26 protein-coding genes, 1 pseudogene and 1 other annotated feature are annotated in these 23831 nt (G+C 43.0%); of the genes and pseudogenes, 1 reads left to right on the top strand and 26 read right to left on the bottom strand.

Annotation, left to right across the window (positions count from 1 at the left end; translation table 11 throughout):
* Positions 1–5: 5 nt before the first annotated feature.
* Complete coding sequence (gene secDF / locus ACFQ38_RS18030; RefSeq protein ID WP_336824365.1) at positions 6–2273, bottom strand: protein translocase subunit SecDF; 2268 nt, start codon at positions 2271–2273, stop codon at positions 6–8.
* A gap of 117 nt (positions 2274–2390) precedes the next feature.
* Complete coding sequence (locus ACFQ38_RS18025) at positions 2391–2720, bottom strand: post-transcriptional regulator (RefSeq protein ID WP_336824364.1); 330 nt, start codon at positions 2718–2720, stop codon at positions 2391–2393.
* A gap of 95 nt (positions 2721–2815) precedes the next feature.
* Between ACFQ38_RS18025 and ACFQ38_RS18020 the strand changes: the two genes are divergently transcribed.
* Positions 2816–4333 (top strand): putative polysaccharide biosynthesis protein, encoded by a 1518-nt coding sequence (locus ACFQ38_RS18020; protein WP_336824363.1) that lies wholly within the window; start codon positions 2816–2818, stop codon positions 4331–4333.
* Here the strand turns inward: ACFQ38_RS18020 and ACFQ38_RS18015 are convergent.
* The 24 genes and pseudogenes from ACFQ38_RS18015 to radC form a co-directional block, all read right to left on the bottom strand.
* On the bottom strand, positions 4327–4968 hold the full coding sequence (locus ACFQ38_RS18015; protein ID WP_336824362.1) for a DUF421 domain-containing protein: 642 nt from the start codon (positions 4966–4968) through the stop codon (positions 4327–4329). The genes ACFQ38_RS18020 and ACFQ38_RS18015 overlap by 7 nt on opposite strands.
* Positions 4969–5076: 108 nt before the next feature.
* Positions 5077–5352, bottom strand: a complete 276-nt coding sequence (yajC, locus tag ACFQ38_RS18010) for a preprotein translocase subunit YajC (protein ID WP_336824361.1) — start codon at positions 5350–5352, stop codon at positions 5077–5079.
* Between the two features lie 38 nt (positions 5353–5390).
* The gene (tgt, locus tag ACFQ38_RS18005) at positions 5391–6530 is read right to left on the bottom strand and encodes a tRNA guanosine(34) transglycosylase Tgt (protein ID WP_381482662.1); all 1140 of its coding nucleotides are present in this window, start codon (positions 6528–6530) and stop codon (positions 5391–5393) included.
* Between the two features lie 31 nt (positions 6531–6561).
* Positions 6562–7605 carry a tRNA preQ1(34) S-adenosylmethionine ribosyltransferase-isomerase QueA gene (queA, locus tag ACFQ38_RS18000; RefSeq protein WP_381482660.1) on the bottom strand — a complete coding sequence of 348 codons (1044 nt, stop codon included), beginning with the start codon at positions 7603–7605 and terminating at the stop codon, positions 6562–6564.
* A gap of 118 nt (positions 7606–7723) precedes the next feature.
* The gene (gene ruvB / locus ACFQ38_RS17995; protein ID WP_336824358.1) at positions 7724–8725 is read right to left on the bottom strand and encodes a Holliday junction branch migration DNA helicase RuvB; all 1002 of its coding nucleotides are present in this window, start codon (positions 8723–8725) and stop codon (positions 7724–7726) included.
* A 43-nt stretch (positions 8726–8768) separates the two neighbouring features.
* The gene (gene ruvA / locus ACFQ38_RS17990) at positions 8769–9374 is read right to left on the bottom strand and encodes a Holliday junction branch migration protein RuvA (protein WP_336824357.1); all 606 of its coding nucleotides are present in this window, start codon (positions 9372–9374) and stop codon (positions 8769–8771) included.
* Positions 9375–9670: 296 nt separating this feature from the next.
* The gene (locus ACFQ38_RS17985; RefSeq protein ID WP_336824356.1) at positions 9671–10399 is read right to left on the bottom strand and encodes a YebC/PmpR family DNA-binding transcriptional regulator; all 729 of its coding nucleotides are present in this window, start codon (positions 10397–10399) and stop codon (positions 9671–9673) included.
* A gap of 13 nt (positions 10400–10412) precedes the next feature.
* The gene (locus ACFQ38_RS17980; protein WP_381482657.1) at positions 10413–11282 is read right to left on the bottom strand and encodes a phosphotransferase; all 870 of its coding nucleotides are present in this window, start codon (positions 11280–11282) and stop codon (positions 10413–10415) included.
* A gap of 7 nt (positions 11283–11289) precedes the next feature.
* Entirely contained in the window at positions 11290–12468 is a 1179-nt protein-coding gene (locus ACFQ38_RS17975) for a LysM peptidoglycan-binding domain-containing protein (protein ID WP_381482655.1), read from the bottom strand.
* 724 nt (positions 12469–13192) lie between these two features.
* Positions 13193–14080, bottom strand: coding sequence for a prephenate dehydratase (gene pheA, locus ACFQ38_RS17970; RefSeq protein ID WP_336824353.1), 888 nt, complete (start codon positions 14078–14080; stop codon positions 13193–13195).
* Positions 14081–14098: 18 nt separating this feature from the next.
* Positions 14099–14554 carry an ACT domain-containing protein gene (locus ACFQ38_RS17965; protein ID WP_336824352.1) on the bottom strand — a complete coding sequence of 152 codons (456 nt, stop codon included), beginning with the start codon at positions 14552–14554 and terminating at the stop codon, positions 14099–14101.
* Positions 14555–14599: 45 nt separating this feature from the next.
* On the bottom strand, positions 14600–15889 hold the full coding sequence (obgE, locus tag ACFQ38_RS17960) for a GTPase ObgE (RefSeq protein WP_381482653.1): 1290 nt from the start codon (positions 15887–15889) through the stop codon (positions 14600–14602).
* Positions 15890–15900: 11 nt separating this feature from the next.
* Positions 15901–16419 carry a Spo0B domain-containing protein gene (locus ACFQ38_RS17955; protein WP_336824350.1) on the bottom strand — a complete coding sequence of 173 codons (519 nt, stop codon included), beginning with the start codon at positions 16417–16419 and terminating at the stop codon, positions 15901–15903.
* A 241-nt stretch (positions 16420–16660) separates the two neighbouring features.
* Positions 16661–16951, bottom strand: coding sequence for a 50S ribosomal protein L27 (gene rpmA, locus ACFQ38_RS17950; RefSeq protein ID WP_336824442.1), 291 nt, complete (start codon positions 16949–16951; stop codon positions 16661–16663).
* Positions 16952–16963: 12 nt separating this feature from the next.
* On the bottom strand, positions 16964–17290 hold the full coding sequence (locus tag ACFQ38_RS17945; protein ID WP_336824443.1) for a ribosomal-processing cysteine protease Prp: 327 nt from the start codon (positions 17288–17290) through the stop codon (positions 16964–16966).
* 6 nt (positions 17291–17296) lie between these two features.
* The gene (rplU, locus tag ACFQ38_RS17940; protein ID WP_336824444.1) at positions 17297–17605 is read right to left on the bottom strand and encodes a 50S ribosomal protein L21; all 309 of its coding nucleotides are present in this window, start codon (positions 17603–17605) and stop codon (positions 17297–17299) included.
* Between the two features lie 13 nt (positions 17606–17618).
* Positions 17619–17692: a sequence feature (ribosomal protein L21 leader region), on the bottom strand.
* Between the two features lie 42 nt (positions 17693–17734).
* Positions 17735–18346: a metalloprotease gene (locus ACFQ38_RS17935; protein ID WP_336824445.1), complete on the bottom strand. Its 612-nt coding sequence runs from the start codon at positions 18344–18346 to the stop codon at positions 17735–17737.
* Entirely contained in the window at positions 18343–18894 is a 552-nt protein-coding gene (locus tag ACFQ38_RS17930; protein ID WP_336824446.1) for a M23 family metallopeptidase, read from the bottom strand. The genes ACFQ38_RS17935 and ACFQ38_RS17930 overlap by 4 nt, the downstream gene beginning before the upstream one ends.
* Positions 18895–19063: 169 nt before the next feature.
* On the bottom strand, positions 19064–19861 hold the full coding sequence (gene minD, locus ACFQ38_RS17925; RefSeq protein ID WP_336824447.1) for a septum site-determining protein MinD: 798 nt from the start codon (positions 19859–19861) through the stop codon (positions 19064–19066).
* Between the two features lie 2 nt (positions 19862–19863).
* Positions 19864–20535, bottom strand: coding sequence for a septum site-determining protein MinC (minC, locus tag ACFQ38_RS17920; RefSeq protein ID WP_336824448.1), 672 nt, complete (start codon positions 20533–20535; stop codon positions 19864–19866).
* 24 nt (positions 20536–20559) lie between these two features.
* Positions 20560–21078: a rod shape-determining protein MreD gene (gene mreD, locus ACFQ38_RS17915; RefSeq protein WP_336824449.1), complete on the bottom strand. Its 519-nt coding sequence runs from the start codon at positions 21076–21078 to the stop codon at positions 20560–20562.
* The gene (gene mreC / locus ACFQ38_RS17910) at positions 21075–21968 is read right to left on the bottom strand and encodes a rod shape-determining protein MreC (RefSeq protein WP_381482647.1); all 894 of its coding nucleotides are present in this window, start codon (positions 21966–21968) and stop codon (positions 21075–21077) included. Before mreC ends, mreD begins: the two co-directional genes overlap by 4 nt.
* A 19-nt stretch (positions 21969–21987) precedes the next feature.
* Positions 21988–23004, bottom strand: a complete 1017-nt coding sequence (locus ACFQ38_RS17905; protein WP_336824451.1) for a rod shape-determining protein — start codon at positions 23002–23004, stop codon at positions 21988–21990.
* 428 nt (positions 23005–23432) lie between these two features.
* A pseudogene (gene radC / locus ACFQ38_RS17900) lies at positions 23433–23732 on the bottom strand (RadC family protein); the annotation flags it as partial.
* Positions 23733–23831 lie beyond the last annotated feature (99 nt).

Raw genomic sequence — 23831 nt, 5'->3', positions numbered from 1 at the left:
ACGCATTATACGACTGGTTCGTCTGAACCCCATTGCTTTTTCTCTTTGTTTACTTTCAGGCCGCCTTCTTTTTTCATTTCTTTCTTCTTCAAATCAAACCAGATTTGCGCGGAAATGAAAATTGAAGAATATGTTCCTGCAAGTAAACCGATCAATAACGCAACCGAGAATGGACGAATTGCCTCTGCACCAACTGCAATTAATGCAACAACTACAAAAATTACTGTCAATACCGTATTCACCGATCGTCCTAATGTTTGACGAAGCGATTTATTGACGATATCCGCCAATTGCTTTTCATCGTCAATTTTACCGATACGATGCAAGTTTTCCCGGATTCGGTCAAACGTAACAATGGTGTCATTGATGGAGTAACCGACGATTGTCAATACTGCCGCAATAAACGTAATATCCACTTCAAGCCTCGTTATACTAAAGACCGCAACCATGAAGAATGCATCATGCAGCAACCCGACGATGGCAGACAAGCCCATTCTCCATTCGAAGCGGAATGCTACGTATATAACAATTCCTAAAGCAGCAACCGCAAGTGCTTTAAACGCATTTTTCACCAATTCTTTTCCTACAGTATCCGAAACTGCAGATATATTTGGATCTACACCATAATGTGCAGATAAATCATTTTTAAACTTCGTGATCGTTTCTTGCTTGAATTCCTCTTTGTATCGGACAACCCCAATATTATTTGTATCCCCCGACAACACGATGTCTGAAGATGGATGGCCCAATTCTTCAAGCGTGCCCGAAATTTCTTCTGTCGTCAATGGTTGATCCGACATAATTTCTACGCGTGTACCACTTGAGAAATCAATCCCTAAGTTCAGCTTAAATATGCCTAACATGACAATGCCTGCAACGAGCAAAATAGTTGAAATAACATAGAAAATTTTTCGCGTGCCGACAAAATCAAAACGGTCAAACTTCGTTGTCAGATCTAACGTATCAACATTTTCTTCAGGTGCATGCACTTTCTTTTTCGATATGCCGAATAATCCTGGTTTACCGTCCAACACGCCGCTATGCACTAAGAGGCCAAGCAACAATCTCGATCCCCATACAGCTGTCAAGAAGCTGACTAAAATACTAATGATGAGCATTGTCGCAAATCCTCTTACAGAGCTTGTCCCGAAGATGAACAAAACGACTGCAGCCAATATCGTCGTAATATTGGCATCCAAGATAGCTGTAAATGCTGACTTAGCACCTGCAGCAAATGATGTTTTCACCGATTTGCCAACCCGCAGCTCTTCCCTGATCCGTTCATACGTCAAGATATTCGCATCGACCGCCATACCGACCCCTAACATGAGGGCAGCAATTCCAGGCAACGTCAACACACCATTAATTCTTGTGAAGACAAGTAATATTAAATAAATGTAAAACGATAGTGTGATAACTGCAACAAAACCTGGCACACGATAATACACTAACATGAATAAAAGAATTAAAGAAATACCTACAATACCTGCAAACACCGTTTTATCTAATGCTTGGGCACCGAATTGGGCACCTACTGAGGTCGAATAGATTTCCTCAAGATGTACTGGCAATGCACCAGCATTTAAAATGTCTGCTAAATTCTTCGTTTCTTCAACTGTAAAGTTACCTGAAATCTCTACATTCGAAGAGTTGATTGTTTGTTTAACATAAGGAGCTGAAATGAATTTAGGTTTTTCCTTTTTCATTTCTTCCTTGAATGAATCAACACCTTCTTCAAAGTCCATCCAAATGACCATGACATTTTCCGGTGCTTTACTTGCTACCTTCGCAGTTACTTCACCGAATTTATCCGGATCTTTCATTTCTAACGTAACGACAGGATTTCCAGTTTCACCGAAGTTCGCTTTCGCTTTTCCTTCTTTGAGATCATCGCCATCTAAAAGAAGATTGTCGTCAGCATCCCGGAATGTCAAATTTGCCTGTGTCGATAGCAATTCACGAGCAGTTTCTTGGTCTTCAACCCCCGCCAATTGGACACGAATCCGATTATTCGATTCGACTTGAATACTCGGTTCAGTAATCCCTAACACGTCAACACGTTTACCTAATGCAGAAGCCGTATCCGAAACGACTGATTCTGTAATCTTTTGGCCCTCTTTCAATGGCTGGACTTCATAAAGTACTTCAAAGCCCCCTTGCAAATCCAATCCTAATCTTACATCTTTTAAAATCGGATTTGTCGTAGTTCCGACTAAAGACCCCAAAACGACAAGGATCAATAAAAACGCGACAATCCGGCCTCTTGTTTTCATAAGTAAGTTCCCCCTCTGTACTCGGAGCGGCAAAATCGACTACTATGTACAGTTATTCAAAAAATACAACACTCCAATTATGAAACAGAGTATCCCATCTGTCAAATAGTTGAAGCATTACGATCCCCTACGCTCCTCTGATTTTCTTGGAGATAGCAACAGCTGCAATTCATCGCTGTTCAAATCTGAAAACCAATCTGAATCACGTTGTTCTTCAATCTGTGTGTACGTCATGAATTCGGCGGGTGTCAATTTTAGGATGCTATTCACAACTTCGTGGATGCGCATGGATGCTACATCTTTCTTTCGCCATTTTTTCTTTACGCAAAATGTCCAAATATCTTTTTCGGTCACCGTCGTATAGCCATACAAACGAAGCTCACTCTTTTTGCTTTTGATTGCCGGAAGCGCATGGTTGAAAATTTCCTCGAATTGAATTGCCATCATCCACCAACCCTCTCCTATTCAGTCGTAAATAACCAAATCACCGCATAGATTTAGTTTATACGAAATGATCGGAATTGAGAAGGAGTTGTTTGGGAATGTCCACTTTCATCCGAGGTACCGCCATACTCATGGTAGCAGTATTTCTGTCAAAATTATTAGGGTTCGTTTATCGGATTCAATTTATGCGCGTAGCTGGAGAGGAAGCAGTAGGCATTTATATGACAGCCTATCCCGCTTTCATCTTCTTTTTGTCCTTAGTACAATTAGGTGTTCCCATTGCTGTAGCAAAAGTGATCGCAGAATTAAAAGCAAAAGGCGAATCGACAAAACTTCCTGCCGTCATGAAAACCGCTACTGTCATTACAATTTTGACAGGCATCGTTTTCATACCGGCTTCTATTTTGTTTGTCCCCTATTTATCCGAAACATTATTAGGAAATGCAGCTTCATCGACTGCGCTCTATGTCGGGATCGCCATTATACCAATTGCTGCGATTTGCGGTTTGATCCGTGGATATTTCCAAGGGATTGTAAGAATTGAAGAGACTGCATGGTCACAAATACTTGAACAATCTTTTAGAATTGCCATGATTACTTGGCTATTGCCGAAATTATTAGTTGAAGGCGATAATGCAATGAATGCTGCATACGCGATGGGGATTACCCTTTTGGCCGAGGCAGTTTCCGCAAGCTATCTGCTCTTCAAATATTACCAGCATAAGCGCAAAGAGCCGAAACCAATTAAAAAAGCAGCAAAATATCCGATGGAACCGTTGCTGTCCATTGCGTTACCTTCCTCGGGAAGCAGGCTGTTCGGAACATTCACCTGGTTTTTAGAGCCGATCATTTTCATTCGAGCTCTCTCAATGGCAGGTGTAGGGGCAGTGGCCGCCACTTCTTTGTATGGCGTCATTTCTGGAGTATTGATCCCCCTGTTGTTATTTCCATCGTTCATTCCTTATGCACTTTCTGTCGTTTTAGTGCCTGCAGTGAGTGGTGCGGCGGCTTCCAGCAATAAAAAGAAATTGCAGGAAAGGATTCATCTTGCATTGAGGCTTTCTGCATTGACCGGGGCATTTGCCGCTGCCGTATTTTATATACATGGCCAAGATTTGGCGGAGAAGCTTTTCCATGTAAAAGAAGGTGCTTCTTACATGGCCATGCTCTCTCCGGTTTTCTTCTTTTACTACATTCAAAGTCCGCTCTATTCAATTTTGCAGGCGACAGGAGATGCGAAAGCCGGCATGATGAACTCCGTATATGGTGGCATTGCAAAATTAGGAGTCATGTTTGTACTGGCCTCCCAGCCTGGCTTGCAAGAAACTGGCGCCGTGCTGGCGATTGGATTCGGCGTCTTAGTAACTTCATTCCTCCATATTGCAACCTTGCGCAAAAACAAAGCAGCCGCAGCTGGATTTACAATGTTTGCTTTACCGTATGTTTCATTCATTTTAACGGTAGTCATCCGTCCAATCTTTTTACCTGTCGGAACGTTCGGCTTAATAGGGGAATGTATCGTTACGACAATCTTTTTACTGATCATTTTAATCTTGTTCGGTCAAGTGAAGAAAAATGATTTTGGTATGCTAAAAAGACTATTAAAAGTTTATTGATACTTTTCTTTCAGCTGAAAATGAAGTTTCCCCTGTTCAAATGAGCAATAAAAAACATATTCAGGATGTGATACGCCAACTGATTTCAGCTCAGAAAGAAGCCACTCCTCTGTTTTTCCTATAATTTGTATATGTCTTTTTTGAATGACGCCATCAGAAATAAGTGCCAATACAGGCTGTGTGTCCTCAATTGTAAAGACGGACAAATTGCCGGAGGGCTCCAAAAAAGCATAGGATACTTCCTGTATGGATCCGACTTGCTGCTCTCTCAGCTGCTGAAACAAATCATCCAAGTTATAACGCTGCTTTCTCATAGCTTGTTCTTCAATTTGTCCATTTTTTATGATCATGACGGGATCTCCATCTACGAGGTCCCTAAATTTTTTGCTTTTCAATGAAATATAGGACGTCAACAATTGAATCCCTAATAATATGAACAAGGGCAGCAATGAGTGGCTCAGTTTTTTATCTGGCGAATCAAGTGCAAATGCTACGACTTCCGCCATAATAACGAAGACGACAACATCTATGACGCTCAATTCTCCAACTTCCCGCTTTCCCATCACTCTTAGCACAACTAAAATGAGACAATATAGAAAGACAGTCCGTATCCCAATGATGAACAGATCATTCATGTTGCACCCTCCTTTATAAGAAGGATTCCTGTTCAACTGTTTTCTATACAATAACTTAAAAAAACGGCTACCCGAAATAATACAGGCGCCGTTCCATTATAATCATATTCAAGAAGCAGATGAATCCAACACTCGTCCAATCGCTTGACGATCGAACTGCAGTGTCGTGCCCTCTGAGACTTTTAAGTAAACAGATGACTCGTCCACCGCGTCAATCGTTCCGTGAATCCCACCGATTGTAATGACTTTATCTCCACGCTGTAGACTATCTTGCATCTGCTTTGTTTGTTTTTGCCTTTTTTGCGCTGGTCTGATCAATAAGAACCACATGATCGCAAACATCGCAATTATTGGCAATAAAGTTCCCAACAAATCTCCTTGCATTTTCTTCCCCCCTCTACTCTCGATTTATTATACAAGATTCAAAAGTTTTTTGCATTTGGTTTGTTGAATCCGTATTGTTCGAAAAACGCTTCCCTGAAATCACCTAAACGGTCTTCGCGAATTGCTTGTCGCACTTGTTCCATTAAGCGCAACAAGAAATACAAGTTATGATAGGACGTCAATCGAATTCCAAAGGTTTCATTGGCACGTATCAAGTGGCGAATATACGCACGGCTATAATTTTTGCATGCATAACAATCGCAGTTCGGATCTAACGGACCGAAGTCTCTTTCATATTTTGCATTTTTAACGACGAGACGTCCTTCGCTTGTCATTAATGTGCCGTTCCTAGCAATTCGGGTAGGCAATACGCAGTCAAACATATCCACACCGCGAATCGCGCCGTCAATTAGAGAATCCGGAGATCCGACGCCCATTAAATAGCGAGGCTTATCTGTCGGCAATAACGGTGTCGTAAATTCCAATACACGATTCATTACATCTTTAGGCTCACCAACAGATAGACCTCCGATTGCATAGCCTGGAAAATCGAGAGAAATGAGGTCTTTCGCGCTTTGCTTGCGCAGCTCTTCGAATTCCCCGCCTTGCACGATACCAAATAGACCTTGATCATTTGGTCTCTCATGAGCAGATAAGCAACGTTCTGCCCATCTTGATGTCCGCTCAACGCTCGATTTCATATATTCGAAAGTAGCCGGGTAAGGCGGACATTCGTCAAACGCCATCATGATGTCCGAACCTAATGCATTTTGAATTTCCATTGCTTTCTCTGGACTTAAAAATAGCTTGCTTCCGTTCAAATGATGGCGGAAATGAACACCTTCTTCTTCTATTTTACGAAATTCGCTCAATGAAAAAACTTGGAATCCGCCAGAATCCGTCAATATAGGACGATCCCAATTCATAAATTTATGGAGACCGCCAGCTTCCTTAATTATATCATGGCCCGGGCGCAGCCATAAGTGATACGTATTGCTCAAAATAATGCCTGCACCCATTTGTTTTAATTCCTCTGGAGACATCGTTTTTACCGTCGCTTGTGTACCAACAGGCATGAAAGCCGGCGTCTCAAAAGAACCGTGAGGCGTATGGACGATGCCAAGCCGCGCACCGGTTTGTTTGCAAGTTTTAATATGCTCATATGTGATTGCTGCCACTCTATTCATTCCTTTCTAATGGGCAAAACTTTCAGTTGCTTCGGTGCGGTCGGATGTACATTGCATCACCAAAACTGAAGAAACGGTATTCATTTTCTACCGCTTCACGATAAGCTGCTAATATATTTTCTCTCGTTGACAACGCAGAAACCAACATAACCAATGTTGACTTAGGCAAATGGAAATTGGTGATCAAACCATCCAAAATGCTGAACTTGTACGAAGGGAAAATGAAGATCGAGGTCCAGCCACTTGTTGCAACAATCTTGCCATCGTTTTCCGAGGCGATCGTTTCCAATGTACGGGCAGATGTCGTACCGACAGCGATGATATTTCCACCTTTCGCTTTTACTTCATTAATCGCTTGTGCGGCGCTCTCGCTCACTTGGTAGTACTCCGAATGCATCGTATGCTCTTCAATCTTATCGGAGCTTACTGGCCGAAATGTCCCTAATCCGACATGCAGTGTAATAAATTCAATGCCAACGCCTTTATCTTTTAATTGCTGCAATATTTCCTCAGTAAAATGCAAACCTGCTGTAGGTGCAGCTGCAGATCCTCGTTCCTTAGCAAAGACGGTTTGGTAGCGCGACTGGTCATCCAAAGTTTCCGTAATGTATGGAGGCAAAGGCATTTGGCCAAGCTCGTCCAAAATCTCATAAAAGATTCCAGAATAGGTAAATTTGAATTTGCGCCCACCTTGCTCCAAAACTTCGACACATTCAGCTATCAATTTGCCATCCCCAAACGTGACAACAGTACCAACTTTAACACGTTTCGCTGGCTTAACAAGTGTTTCCCATTCATCATTCCCTGTTTCTTTTAGCAATAGTAGTTCAATTGTCGCTTTTGTGTCCTGTTTTTCTCCAATCAAGCGTGCCGGCAACACTTTCGTATCATTTAAAACGAGCATATCGCCCGGCTGTAATTCATCGACAATATCTCGAAAATGCCGGTGTTCAATTGCGCCAGTCGTTTTATCCATAACTAACAAGCGGCTGGCCGTACGGTCCTTTAAAGGTGTTTGTGCAATTAGTCTTTCAGGCAAATCAAAATCAAAATCATTTACATCCATCGTATATGTAAACTCCTCTATCGTAAAATTAACTTTCGTTCAAGGAAAAATGGTACACTCCTTTGCCAAAACTGTCACTACTTCTGCTTCTCATAATTTCTGAAGCAAAAAGCTGGATTTATATTTCTTCAGGCATAGCATACCCAAAATGATCGTAAGCGAGGCGTGTCGCTACCCGCCCGCGAGGTGTCCTTTGAATAAAGCCGATTTGCAGTAAATATGGTTCATAAACATCTTCGATCGTAACCGACTCTTCTCCAATGCTTGCTGAAAGCGTATCGATGCCAACTGGGCCGCCACGGAATCTCTCAATCATACCGACAATTAGTTTATGGTCGATATGATCAAGGCCATGTGCATCGACTTGCAGCATTTCAAGCGCCTCTTTTGCGATTTGGACAGTAATATTGCCATCGCCCCGCACTTGTGCATAATCTCGGACGCGCCGCAACAGACGATTTGCAATTCGCGGAGTTCCACGCGAACGACGGGCGATTTCCTCTGCAGCAATATGATCGATATCGACATCGAATAGACGCGCGCTTCTTGTTACGATATCTTGCAACGGCTTTACATCATAGTATTCCAATCGTAAAGGAACCCCGAATCTGTCTCTTAATGGCGCGGATAAGGAGCCTGCACGTGTCGTTGCACCAATAAGCGTAAAAGGGGGCAAGTCCAAGCGGATCGATTTCGCGGAAGGCCCTTTCCCCACAACGATATCAAGGCAGAAATCTTCCATCGCTGGATAGAGAACTTCCTCAATTGCTCTGTTCAACCTATGAATTTCGTCGATGAAAAGAACGTCGCCTGGCTCTAATGAAGATACGACAGCTGCTAAATCACCAGGCCGCTCAATCGCCGGCCCGCTCGTCATTTTCACATTGACGCCCATTTCATTCGCTATGACAGTCGCCAAAGTCGTTTTCCCTAATCCTGGTGGTCCATAAAGCAATACATGGTCAAGACTTTCGCTACGTCCTTTTGCTGCCTCAATGAAAATGCTCAAATTATCTTTTACGGTTTCTTGACCGATATATTGACTTAAGGTTTGTGGCCGTAGCGACAATTCAAATCCTTCATCATAATTCGATTGTTCACTAGAAATAACCCGTTCCATAGTCGCTTTCCTCCTTTCCCAATCATATGACCTTATTCTACCCTTATTGCTGTTTCAATAATAAACGCAAGGCAAGCTTCATATAGCCTTCCGTATCAAGATCCTCTTTTTGCAATTGCGTCTTCACTTTTGTCAGTTCGCGCTGTGAATACCCCAATGCTTGCAAAGCTAAAATGGCCTCTTCCAAAGAATCATTCTCCGCCATTGACAGCAAAGTCACTTCTTCATCAGGCATTTCGATCTCTGTAAATAAATCGTGCAATTTCCCTTTCAAATCTAAGATAATTTGTCTAGCAGTCTTTTTGCCGACGCCAGGAAACTTTACTAAGTACGCTTCGTCCTCGCGTTCAATTGCTCCGACAACTTGTGAAGGAATGCCGCTCGCCAAAATCGCAAGCGCACCCTTTGGGCCAATACCTGAAACGGTAATGAGCTTCTTGAACAATTCCCTCTGTTCAATCGATTTAAATCCTAAAAGCAATTGTGCATCTTCCCTGACGTGCAAATATGTATACACTGTTTGCGGATCTTCAGTCATATGGAATGCGTATGGATTCGGCGTCATAATTTGCCAGCCAATTCCTCCGTTTTCCAAAGTGATATATTCTGGTGTTACCCTTGTAATCTGTCCTTTTATATAATCATACAAATATTTCTCCCCCTAAACTTTCCACCTCATTATAGCATACGAACGCGCTTTCTATCTATTCGTGAAATGAAGTGGCTCTCCATTCACCTTCAAACTTTTACTTGCTGTAAGGATTTATCCAGTGCTTGTATCTCTATGATCCATAAATGGCGTTCTTTGTCACTTCATTGCGGAGATACCGAAAGGATAAAGGTTTTATTCCATGAAAAACCATCGCACAGAAAATGCGATGGTTGTTTTGTACTGGTCACCCTTTTCGGGTGATTTTCTTCTATTTTACAAAACTACGAATGAGCTTATCCTTCTGATGTGCTCGCATTATGATACACATTTTGTACATCATCGTCATCTTCAAGCGCCTCAATCATCTTCTCAAATTGTTCGCTCTGCTCTTCGTTTAGTTCTGTATACATTGTCGGAACCATTTCAACCTCTGCAGCTATAAAAGACATGCCTTCATTCTCTAACGCTTCTTTGACTACCATGAAATCCGAAGGGGCCGTCAAGATTTCAAATCCGTCTTCAGTAGCCTCGATATCTTCCGCTCCTGCTTCCAGTGCCGACAACATAATAGCGTCCTCATCCATTCCTTCTGTCCGTTCGATGAACAGACGCCCTTTCCTGTTGAACATATAACTGACTGAACCGCTTTCGCCCAGACTGCCTCCATTTTTATTGAATGCTACACGTATATTCGGGGCGGTGCGATTGCGATTTTCCGTGAGGCAATATACTAATACCGCTACGCCATTTGGACCGTACCCTTCATAAATAACTTCTTCATAGTTTTCATCAGCACCTGCACCAGTTGCTTTATCAATTGCACGTTTAATGACATCATTCGGCACATTGAACCCTTTGGATTTTTCGATTGCGAGCCGAAGTGCAGGGTTCATGTCAGGATCGCCGCCTGATTTTGCAGCGACAAAAATCTCTCTTGACATCTTTTGAAACACTTTTCCTCGCTTCGCATCTTGTGCACCTTTACGATTCTGTATATTTTTCCATTTTGAATGGCCTGCCATTTGTTTCACACTCCTAATTCATGCTCCGTTCAATATCATACCATAACTTGGGCCATGAAGAGAGCGCTTCAACTGTAAAGGGAGCAAGCCGATCTGCAAGTTTTTCTTGGTTTTGACTTGGCAATGACAACAAATGCAGCCATTCCCTCAAAATTTCATTCGGGTAGAGCAACATCGTCTTTGCAGCGTCATCCATTTGCTGCAATATCGGCTGCTCAGCGAAAAGAAACGATACATGATAGCCAATATGAGGCAATACTCGATGCGTCCATAGCGCTAGTTCCAAATGTGCTGGTCCAATACATGACAAGTCAAAATCGATAAATCGGATAAGGCCATTTTGATCTCGAAAAATATTATGATGGACGACATCTCCATGCAATAAAGTCTGTTCTGCACAATCCCACTTCTTTTTCTTTAATGCGCTGAACGCTTCTTTGCCGAATAAAATAACATCGTCCACAAAAGTTTTTTCTATAAACTTTTCAATCGCGCGACGATTTTCAATAAATCTTTCTAAACGTTCTTCCCACTTATTCATTAATGGATAATAGTATAAATAAGGCGATGCTTCCCAATCTATCTGTTGTTTTGTATTGTGCAATGCTTGCAATGCCAATAATGAATCTGTTCGATCAATTCTCTTTTTAAAATTGACAGCTTTCGTCCCGGTAATCCACGGCTGCATAATGAGCAACGGATCACCGGTCGAAAGCATAGGAACGATATGCGGAAATTGCATATACTGGAGTTCCTGGTGGATGTGTCGCACTTTCCTTGCGGTCGCTTGAGAGCTATACCGCTTCAGTGAATAAGCCGCTCCGCCTTCGTCCAATTTCCAGACATTCTCTTTCACTTTCCTTATATTTTTATCTAACGTCATTCACTGCTCAACAGCCGCAGTCATTTTGAAAATCGGACGGGAATGGTTGCATATGCATTGGTGCCATATGCATTGGAGTTGCATGAAACGGCATCACATGCCCACCGCCATGGAACATCGGAAAACATGGAATTGGCGGGCAATAATTGTGCATAGGCATCATCATTGGCTGTTGGCAACCACAATCAAAATGGGAATGCGGGGCCATTCCGAAAGGACCTTGAAAAGCCGGCGCAACCATTTGAGGTATATATCCATGCTCAGGAGGACAATGAACCATATCTTCAAAATCCATATGATCATGCTCAAACCCTCGATGTGATGTAGATTCTGCCAATTCCCAGCCTTGTGTATATGGATACTGCGGTGGAGCTCCATGCCCCATTCCCGGATGGATCGGCATTTCCTCCGCTTCCTCTTGCACTGGCAATGACGGTCTAAATGGCATCATCGGTTCTTGATTCAGCTCCGGTCTAGGCATAGGCATTGGTAGAGGAGCCGGGGCTTGTGCTTGAGGCATTTGCTGCGGCCACATATGATGATGCGGCATCGGCAAGCAGTCAGCATCGTAAATCGGCATCCAATTGCAAGGTATCGTAAAAATCGGCTGAATAATTTGCGGTACCGGCATCGGCATTGGCATTGGTATAGGCTGTGGTTGCGGCTGTGGCTGCGCTACAGGTGGCCTATGAGTCTCCGGCTTGACTGGCGGTACTTGCGGTTCAGCTGGCGGCCTCGGTTTTACATGCTCTTCCTTTGGCGGCACCGGAATTGGCGCTGGCGGCCTTGGCATTGGCTGAGGTTTCGGTGCCGGCATAGGCGCCTTATGTTGCGGTGGTGTTGGCTTAGGTGCCTTATGCTGAGGTGGAGCAGGCGTCGGCGCTTTATGCTGCGGTGGTGCCGGTGTAGGCGTCTTATGCTGCGGTGGTGTCGGAACTTTATGCTGCGGTGGCTGTGCAGGTGCTTTATGTTGCGGCGGATTCGTGTGGCCAGGTTTTTTCGCCGGTTCATTTACCGGTGGCTTTTGGCCTGCTTTCTGAGCCGGCAAGAAAATCTTCATGCCCGGAACAATATAGTCCGGATTCGCCAAATGAGCGTTCACTCTTTTTAACTCTTCAAAAGGGATTCCGTACTGTCTGGCAATTTTCCATAACGTATCCCCTTTAACAACAACATGAACATCCACTAAAAATATCCCCCTTCCATCAATTCATCGTATGAACGAACGCCCGTCTATGTGACGCATTTTTATCAATTATGCATTCGCATGATTGTGCACAGGTTTTAGCAATCTACCCTATCCTTCAAGTAAAATTTTGTTCAGCAAATAACTTAGTAGGGAGAGTGAATTGCCGCCTGCACTTTACAAAAATGTTTCTTCAGAACCATATGATATTGGGCATCCTGTTCTACTATATATATTGATAGGAAGGTTTATTTATGATAGAAAATAGTACAGTTACAATCATTACATAAAATAAAAAAAGGGCTTTATGCCCTTTCAGACTGTAGACAAAGTATTTTTTCACTTTGTCTACAGTCTTTTAGAGGTTTTTAGTTATGGGATAAGTATTTGCCCAGCTTGGCTTGAAAACGCTTGCCACGTGGGAGGCAGTATAGGTGCGCGATGTCCGCAGTGCCTTAATTTCCGCAAAGAGCGAGTAAATACGGCAGATTGAACTCTTCGTAGTTCGAGTGACTGCATGACCTGCATCGTGCAGGCCCGCGCGAAGTCGAGCGAAGACCCGAATAGAACTTAGGTTCATGAGTGGACGAGCGAAGAAAAAGCAGCCTATGCAAAATCATAAAGGTGCCTTAATTTCTGCAAAGAACGCAGATATTAAGGCAAATCGAACCCTTCGTTGTTCGATTCGCAGTATGCGAGCGTTTGTCAACAAGCTGAAAGAGCTTTACGCCCTTTCACTTATTTCTTGATCGTATGTAAAGTAAGAGCCGAAAGAACGGATGCTGCAATTTAAAGCTGCCAATTCTTCCTTTGCACCAATCATCATTGGATGGTTTTCATCCTCTAACACATCGATGATGAAAAAATAATTTCCTAACCCCGTTTTCAACGGTCTAGACTCAATTTTACTCAAATTCAACTTCCGCCACGCAAAGACTGATAGTATTTGATGCAAAACTCCTGATCGATCCTCTTCCGGCAGTTTGACCATCAAAGTGGTTTTCGGTTTGTCAGAATGACCTTTTCTATCTAGGGAACCTTTGCGCAACGACAAAACAACAAACCTCGTATGATTGAAATGAAAATCATGAATATTTTCTTCCGCTATATGTAATCCATATTGTTCTGCTGCAAGCCGATTTCCAATCGCCGCAATGCATTGTTCCGGATGCTCTGATACATATTTAGCGGCAGCGGCTGTGGAAGTTGTTTGAAACAAAGGCACCTTGCGGTAATGGTACTGCAAAAACTTATGACATTGAGCCAATGCATGAGGATGTGATTGGACCGATTCGATTTGTGCAACCGCATTTTTCTGCTCTTTATGCACCATTAAATGTTGCTCAATCGGAATGGACATTTCTGCGTTGATAAACAATTCGCTCCCATGGAACAAATAATCAATTGTTAATGGAACAGAACCTTCTAAAGCATTTTCCAAAGGTACAATGGCATAAGCGACATGACCTTTTGCAACTGCTTCGATGCAGTCAGGGATTGTTGGAAATGGCCTCAAGCCCGTTCTGCCAAACATATAAGTTGCTGCAATATGTGTAAAAGAAGCTTCGGGACCTAAATAAGCAACTGTAGGTGTATAATCTTTTTCTGTCATGAATATCCCCCTATAACGTTAAAGTGCGCCGGAACTTATTAAATGGACGGATTCAATGAAAGTAGGCGCTTTCAGCCTTTGCATGAATTCCTCCATTTTGATTGGCATTTCTGTAACATCAAGCGACAGCGTAATATTTGCGCGTCCTTGTACTGGTATCGTCTGATGAATTGTTAGTACATTGCATTTCGCCTCTGAAATGATGCGCATAATAGCTGCCAATGAACCTTTCCGATCTTCCAATTGTATGAAAATCGTCAATACCCGTTCGCGTGCAATCGATTCAAATGGAAAAACGGTGTCTTTATATTTATAATAGGCGCTACGGGAGAGTCCGACCCGCTTTGTTGCTTCTTGAATCGTCCTCTCTTCTCCGCTTGCAAGCAGCCGCTTCGCTTCTAACATTTTTAACATAGATTCAGTCAGCACATCTTCTCTGACAAGATAGAACTGCCCTTCTCCAAGTGGCTTCATTGAATTCCCCCTGTGCCCATCATTGTACATAGCGGATCGCCGCGATTATTCGATGAATTCAAATTCGAAATTCAGAATGCGGACGGTATCGCCATCTTGCGCTCCCCGTTCACGTAGCGCCTGATCTACACCCATTCCTCTCATTTGGCGTGCAAATTTGCGTACGGATTGATCGAAATTGAAGTCGGTCATTTTGAACAAACGCTCAATTGTATAGCCAGATAATACGTAGGCTCCGTCATCATCCCTCGTTATTTCAAAATCTGGTGTCTCACTTTCATATTTATACAATACGGAACGATCTTCTTCATCCGTAATCTCCTCCATCGGGAACTCAGGCGTCGTTTCAAGCAAATCCGCAACAGCAAATAACATTTGGTCCAAGCCAACGCGTGTAATCGCTGAAATCGGATAAATTTGCGCATTTGGATCATTTAATTTTTCCTTAAACGCCTTAAGGTTTTCCTCTGCATCCGGCATATCCATCTTGTTGGCAACGATCACTTGCGGACGTTCCATTAACCGTAAATTATATTTTTCCAGCTCCGCATTGATTGTTTGATAATCTTCGTATGGATCACGGCCTTCAAGACCTGACATATCAATGACATGAATAATGACACGTGTTCTTTCGATATGGCGTAAAAACTGATGGCCTAATCCGACTCCTTCATGCGCTCCTTCAATTAAACCCGGCAAGTCCGCCAATACAAATGTTCTGCCTTCATCGAGTTCAACCATACCAAGGTTCGGCACCAATGTTGTGAAATGGTAATCAGCAATTTTAGGCTTTGCTGCAGAAACGACAGAGAGCAAAGTAGATTTACCGACACTCGGGAATCCGACTAGCCCCGCATCCGCAAGTACTTTCAATTCAAGCCCGACTTCTCTCTCAACACCTGGCTCTCCTTTTTCAGAAAGCTCTGGTGCAGAGTTTTGCGGAGTAGCAAATCGGCTGTTGCCTCGACCGCCTCGACCGCCTTTGGCAATGACAGCAGTCTGTCCGTGTTCAACTAAATCCGCAATAATATGTCCTGACTCCAAATCTTTGACGACTGTACCTGGCGGAACTTTTACAACAAGATCTTCTCCGCCCTTTCCGTGTTTATTTTTGCTTCCTCCATGTTCTCCACGAGGAGCTTTGAAATGGCGTTGGTATCTAAAGTCCATCAACGTCCTAAGCCCTTCATCGACGATGAATACAACATCGCCTCCTTTTCCGCCATCCCCTCCGGCCGGGCCGCCATATGCTACGTACTTTTCACGGCGGAAAGCGACCATGCCATCTCCACCGTCACCGCCTTTGACATAAATTTTTACGTGATCTACAAACATTAATTTTCCTCCTATCGTCCACTTACCATGAACGTCCATTGCTCGCTATCTATTGACTCGTGAATGGCGAAATTTCCTTCAATTTTTTCTGTAGGCCGTTTATCAATGATCGGACCTTTCAAATTTAAACGAATTTCCCATTCGCTTTCCGTAGCATTCACTTGGATCTCCATCATATACTCATGAAATGGGTCAACTGCCCTTGTGATATCACTGACCGCCTGTTCAAGCATTTGCGCCACTTTTTCATCATCTGCCAGACGTTTCCCGACAATAATGTCACAATGAAGCGTCTTTGAAAAAACAGTATGCACCCAATCGAATGTGCTAATCCACAATTCAGTCGCAGGCATTCGAAGCTTCTCCAATTTCGAAACTTGCTGCATCTTATCAGTTGCAGATAGCAAAGCATTTTTCGCTTCTGGCCATTTTCCAAGATCGATATTAAGCAAGATCAATTGCAGTTCATTCAAAAAGTCATGCCTTGAAAATTTCAACGCTTTTGCTATTGTCATTTTTTCGGTTTCCATTTTTTCACCGCCAACCGTTTCATACTAACAGTATAGCATCTTGCATATCATTTTCATCAAAAATGTTGTGATTTCAAGGCTACTATTCAAGAGAGTGAAGCTTCCATTCAGGCGTTCCGAATAACTAATGCCATCTCCGTTCGTTTTTCTTTAATATTCCCTTACAATCGATACCAGCAAATAAACAGAAACAAAAAAGAGAGAACTGCAATTATTCATGCAGTCCTCTCCGGAAAGTCCATTAAGCTTCTTGAGCTTCTGGATATACGCTAACTTTTTTCTTGTCGCGGCCAAAACGTTCAAAACGAACAACGCCGTCAACTTTTGCGAAAAGTGTGTCGTCACCGCCGCGTCCAACGTTTTCACCTGGGTGAATTTTTGTTCCGCGTTGACGATAAAGGATAGAGCCACCAGTTACGAATTGTCCATCGGCGCGTTTTGCACCAAGACGTTTCGATTCGGAGTCACGGCCGTTCTTTGTAGAACCTACCCCTTTTTTCGATGCGAAAAACTGAAGATCCAAACGTAGCATGTATGCCACCTCCTACCTTTTAAATATAAGGTTTATATGTTGCCCGTAATCTTGTTCAATCGTCTGTAATGAAACAATCATCGCACGAACGATCAATTGAATTTCCGTGTCCTTTTCCGTTTCCGGGAGAACCACTTTCAAATAACCGCCGTCTGACCCCATATCGATATCAGGCGTTATGCCAGTCAAAGCAATAATCGCATTAACGGCTCCAAAGGAAACCGCTGATGCGCCTGCACAGACAAGGTCTTTCCCATGCTCGGCAAAGTCAGCGTGGCCCGTCATCTCAAATGAGCTGATGCGGCCTGATGATTGTTCATTGATAATCATTTTGATCATGTCTGCTTACAGATTGATGCCTTCGATGACAACTTTAGTGTAAGGTTGACGATGACCTTGTTTTTTGTGGTAATTCTTTTTCGGCTTGTATTTGAAAACCGTGATTTTTTTGCCACGGCCATGCTTAACGATTTTACCTGTAACCGTTGCACCTTCCACGAATGGAGCGCCGACTTTCACGTCTTCTCCACCTACGAATAGAACTTTGTCGAATGTAACTGTTTCTTCAGCTTCACCAACTACTTTTTCAATGTAGATTTCTTGGCCTTGTTCGACTTTGATTTGTTTTCCGCCAGTTTCAATAATTGCGTACATACTTGCACCTCCTCTTTAGACTAAGACTCGCCTTCAAAGGTGATCCATTCGGATGCTTGTACCTTGTCAGTGCGGTTGTAGCACGGGTGCTACAAACAATAACATTAAAATATTACCACGGCAACTCTTTCACGTCAACCGATTTCTCATAAGATTTTCATACGCAAATTCATATTTTCGAAATCGAAATGCAACTATGTTTTGACTTAGCAAGAAAAGCGCCAACAATACGTATAGTAAAGATTGCGGGAGCCAGTAACCTATTATAATGATCACAGCAAGGAAAAATCCAATGGAAAAGAGATAATACGCAGAACGGATCCGATACGGATCATTGCTTTTTTCCATTAGCGCACAAATGGCTTGTCCACCGTCAAGCGGCAAAACAGGGAGTACATTCAAGCATAAAATAGCCATCTGTATTTGGACAACTTGATCATCCCCTACAAACGGAATCAGCTTAGCAGCCAAAAGGACAATTAAAGTTGCTATAGGACCTCCAATCGCGACGAAAAAACGGGCCTTTTTCGAATAAAGATACCGTTTTGCAATTCTCATCTCCCCTCCATAAGGCATAATGGTGACAGACCGCACAGACATTCCGTTTATGCGAGCTGCGATGATATGCCCCGCCTCATGGAGGAGTAGTGATATGAAAATGAGTGCGTAAAAAGCCAATCCACCAGTAAATGCCAAAAACAGGAAGAATGGCAATAATATTGGATGGAGACGGAACTTCATTGATTGCCATCCGAAAAATATGTGGATAGGAGCCCTGCATCCAAATTGACACCTTCACGCTTCACTTGCAAATAGATCGCTTCATCACTCATAAGAGCGAGCGTGTCCCCTTTTTTAACAGTCGAGTAAGGAAGCTTCTCAAAAGAGCCGACAAATCCGTACGTCACTTCATCTCCATTTTCATACATAACTGTGACGGTTTTCCCCGACTGTCTTGTAAAGCCCGTAAAAACAACGAGCCCGTCCCCTTGCGCTCTAATCGGCATGACATTCGTATATGAAAATAGGACGCCATCCATATACGGCTGCATAGATTCATATTCCGAAAATGGCATCTCTTCTACCGGATCGGCAGAAACCGCAATCGTGTCTTCATCTTTATCTCCTAACATAGAAGAGACCCATTTTTTCATGATGACAAAATCTTTCCCTGTCGTAATATATTGAGTCACTGGCTTCTTTACAATCCCCCGCTCTTCTAACTTAGCGAAGCTGAATACCGCAAGCACTAAAAAGAAAGCAGCTACCCACTTCGTTTTCCATTTCACCCCGCCACACCACCTTTTTTCTCAGTATATGACGGGAGAGGACCGAATATTATGGGCGATTGCCATACAAAATGGACAATGTTTGGGCAAATATGCATTGGGGCTCTCTTAAACTAATAGCTTCATATAAAAAATCGTCCGGAAATTTTTCCGAACGATGTGCTATCCTTTATTTTGCAAACAATGATTTCAACTTTCCAAAGAATCCTACCTTTCCCGCATCCAATGACATGAGCGGGACGGATTCACCCAAAATTCTTCGGGCAATATTGCGATAACCAATTGCAGCTGGATTGGACGGATCCATTACGACCGGTTCGCCCTTATTCGATGAAGAGATTACATTCTCGTCATCTAAGACGATCCCTAATAAGTCGATGGATAAATGTGTCGTAATTTCATTGACATCTAATGCGTCTCCATTGGATAATAGCTGAGCTTTAATGCGGTTAATAATCAATTTCGGCGGCTCGATGTCCTCTTGTTCCAACAGACCAATAATCCGATCCGCGTCCCGGACTGCTGAAATTTCCGGTGTCGTTACGACGATTGCGCGGTCAGCGCCAGCAACCGCATTTTTATAGCCTTGCTCGATTCCCGCTGGACAATCGATTAGGATGTAGTCATAGTCCCTTTTCAGCTCCGTAATCAAATCTTTCATTTCTTCTGGATTGACAGCATTTTTATCCGACGTTTGAGCAGCCGGCAATAAAAACAAACCATCTTCAAACCGTTTATCCTTCACTAACGCCTGATGAATTTTGCATCTGCCTGCAACGACATCGACAAGGTCATAGATGATGCGGTTTTCGAGCCCTAAAATGACATCCAGGTTACGAAGGCCAATATCGGTATCCACCAAGCACACTTTTTTACCTTGCAATGCCAAAGCGGTCCCTAAATTCGCAGAAGTCGTCGTTTTTCCGACGCCTCCCTTGCCCGATGTAATTACGATTGCTTCACCCATACCTATCTCCCTCCTTTGAATGTTGACAAATGTGGCCGGAGAATCCGAAGTTCCTGCAAGCGATCGATAGCGATGAACCCGTTCGGATGGATATAGGCGCATTCCATTTCCGGTTGTTCGGCAAGGATCGTCAGTTCATCCGTCATCGTTTCCATCTTATCCGCAATCATCAAATGGGTCGCTTCCAAGAAGGAAGCAGCGATGACCGCTTCTTCATTTCCTTCTGCTCCTGCATGGGCAATTCCTTTTAACCTGCCCAAAACGTATATATTACCAGCTGCGACAACCCGCCCGTTCGGATTGACGTCACCAATTACGACGAGGTCACCTTCCGCTTCCACCACCTGACCGGAACGGACGATGCCGATAAATGTTTCAGATTGATTTTCAACGACTCTCCGATTGCATTCTTCAATCGTGATCACTTCACTCTGAATCTTTGAAACTCGTAAATGCGGCGACTCATGCACCACATTCATAATTTCCTTCAATTCTTCTTCGTTGCAATAACGGTTTCCAATATGGATTTTCACTTCTGCGATTCCATCCAGACTGTTTTCGTTCACCTTGTTACGGAGTTCCGCAATCATGTCCGAATACGCGCATTTATCATCAAGTTTAAGGACAAGTCCGTCCTTTGTACCTTTAATTATTACATATTGCTGTTTCGCCATTTGCGTCCCCCACAGTTCCCACCATTATGACACGGCTTTTTGCAATCCGCTTTTATCGATAAGCGACTTGAATAGATAGCCGAACATACCGACAAAAATGGAATTGGCAATCATCGTCGGCATTAGCCTGCTTACAACAAACTCTTCAAAGCCGATCGTTGTTAATGAAATCAAACTCGCGAATAAATACGATAACATTTCTAAGACAATGATCAAACATAATGACAACATCATCACCACTAAAATGTGGCGGTGAATCTGCCGAATGATCAATACAGCAAGATAACATAACGCGGGATATAAAAACGTATATACTCCAATAATATCAATGTGATACATATCATACAAGAGTCCAAGCACGATTCCATAGATAATGGCACGTCGCCTGCTATAATATACCGCGATGAAAATCAAGTAGACGATGACAAATCGCGGCACTAACGTATACTGTACTCCTGCGATTGAAATAGGAGAGAAAAGACTAAAAACCGGTTCGAGGAAAAATAATATGACAGCAATAAGAGGGATAATGAATCGAATCATGATTCATCCTCCCCCTCATCGTCTTCGGCGACCACTCCATCAGTGCCGCTCGTAACAGTCGATGTCCGTTCTGCTACCATGACATGGTCTAACATGCCGAAATCCGCTGCCGGCTTGATATAGGCCAATTTTGTCAGCCCGAAATCATCGGTTGAAACTTCAGTCACTTCACCGATCAGCAGGCCTTTCGGGAAAATGCCTCCCAATCCGGAAGATTCAACTTTTTGCCCTACTTCAACTTCAAAGTTTGAATCGATCCGTTTCATGATCAATTCTCCTCTTTCAGTATCGTACCCTTCAATTAATCCGAAAACTGCTTCTTTCCCCGGGATAACAGCTGCTACACGAAAATTCTTATTTTCTGTCGAAAGAAGTTCAACAGTGGATGTCGTTTTTGATACAAGTACTACTTTTCCGATAAGACCGTCCGCTGTAATGACTGCCATATTCAATTCGACACCAGCAATTGACCCTTTATCAATGACAAGCTTCTCTTCCCATTGATCAGGATTTCGTGAAATAACTGTTGCGTGTATCGGATTGTAATTGCGTAAATTCTCTTCTTTGCCGATAATGGCACGCAGCCGATCATTTTCCACCTTTACATCTGTCAATTCCGTCTGGGTTGAAGCGTATTCCTTCAATCTCGCTTTTAAATGTTTATTTTCTTCGTATGTATTCAAAATACCGTCGATTTTATCCAAAGTGCCGGTAATATAACGTGCCGGCTTCGAGAAGATAGACTGTCCGAAGCCGACTACGTCTTTTACAATCTGTTCCGGCAAGTTGGCATGTTGCCGATCACGCAGAGAGAAGGAAATCAATGCCACAAGGACAATCACGCCCACAAGCAATAAAATCAATCGTTTATTCGAAAAAAAACGTGGCATTGCCCAAGTCCTCCCTCATTTACCTAACTTGCATCTTTTTAATCACTTCAAAATTATCAAGCGCTTTACCTGTTCCAATTGCGACACAATCAAGCGGATCTTCAGCTATGAAAACAGGCATATTCGTTTCATCAGAAATCACTTTATCCAAATTTTGCAGAAGCGCACCGCCACCAGTTAAAACGATTCCACGTTCCATAACGTCAGCGGAAAGTTCGGGTGGTGTAGCTTCCAATGTCTTTTTAACGCCTTCAATAATTTGGGAAATGGATTCTTTTAACGCTTCAACAATTTCATCCGAAGAAACTTCCAATGTTTTTGGCAATCCAGTTAATAAATCACGGCCTCTAATTTCCATCTTCTCCGCTTTGTTTGAAACTTTCGCGGAACCAATTTCAATTTTAATCGCTTCAGCCGTACGTTCACCGATTGTCAAATTATACATTTTTCGTATGTAGCTAATAATTGCTCCATCCATGGAGTCTCCACCGACGCGGATTGATTCGCTCGTTACGATGCCACCGAGAGAAATTACCGCAACTTCTGTCGTACCCCCACCAATATCGACGACCATGCTACCAGTAGGTTCCCATACCGGTAAATTCGCACCAATTGCTGCAGCAAACGGCTCTTCAATCGTAAATGCGTCTTTCGCTCCTGCTTGTCGAGCAGCGTCAATTACCGCGCGTTGTTCAACAGAAGTAATGCCAAAAGGTACACAAATCATGACATTCGGCTTTTTCCAAGCACTGCCGGCAGCTTTTGTCGCTTCTTTCATATAGTGCTCGATCATCGCTGTCGTAATTTCAAAATCTGCGATCACTCCATCTTTCATCGGACGTGTAGCCACGATAGATCCCGGAGTCCGGCCAATCATATTTTTCGCAGCGCTTCCGACAGCTACGATTTCATTTGTCACAGTGTTTTTAGCAACTACGGAAGGTTCCCTTAAAACAATTCCTTTTCCTTTAATAAACACTAATGTATTTGCTGTGCCGAGGTCGATCCCGACATCTCTTGAACCTAATCCAAACAAATTTGTTCTTCCTTTCTTCATAACCGCATGTATTGGTTTTTTATCAAAATGCCTCAGCGCAATTGCATCCAGATTTTTCGAGATAGCTCTTTCTAAGTCCTTCATCCTTCAATTTTATTTCCATAAAGGCAAAAGGCTCTCTGTTAACAAGCCATCTACCATAAAGGACGTCCTTTGACCGACGTTGTTGCAGGATGCGATGATTTTAATCGGCCAACGTCTATCAAGGATAAGCGGAATTCTACTCTCGTCTAAAAATCTTTGACGTACGCTTGAAGCTTTACCTAAATTCAGCCGATGGATGAGCTTACAATAAATGACAAGATCTTCGCATCTATCCGACCAGTTATGGCATATTATGGTCATCTGCTGGATTCAGATAAAATCATACAACACATTATAACGGATTGAAGAACAAAATCACAGTGTCACATATACCCTTTCTCTTTTAAACTGATGAATCGATGGTCACCGATAATAATATGATCCAATAAATCGATGCCGATAATTGACCCAGCTTCAACCAGTCTCTTCGTCACATCTATGTCTTCTGGAGAAGGGGAAGGATTGCCACTCGGATGATTGTGTGCGGCTATTATTGACGCGGCCGAACGCTTCACTGCCTCGCGATAGATTTCCCTCGGATGAACGATGGAAGAATTCAAGCTGCCGATGAAAATTGTTTGCTTATGAAGCACTTCATTTTTGACGTTCAAAAAAAGTACAACTAACTTTACACAAATACAAATAATTAATTCCATATATTAACAAACATAAACAGTCAGCCACCTTCTCATTTCGAGTTGGTGGCTGTTTTATTCATGTGG

Origin of the sequence: Sporosarcina contaminans (genome assembly GCF_042679045.1) — a bacterium.
GTDB lineage: Bacteria > Bacillota > Bacilli > Bacillales_A > Planococcaceae > Sporosarcina > Sporosarcina contaminans.
The sequence above is the reverse complement of the archived record's forward strand: the minus strand, read 5'-3'. Positions and strand labels throughout refer to the sequence as shown.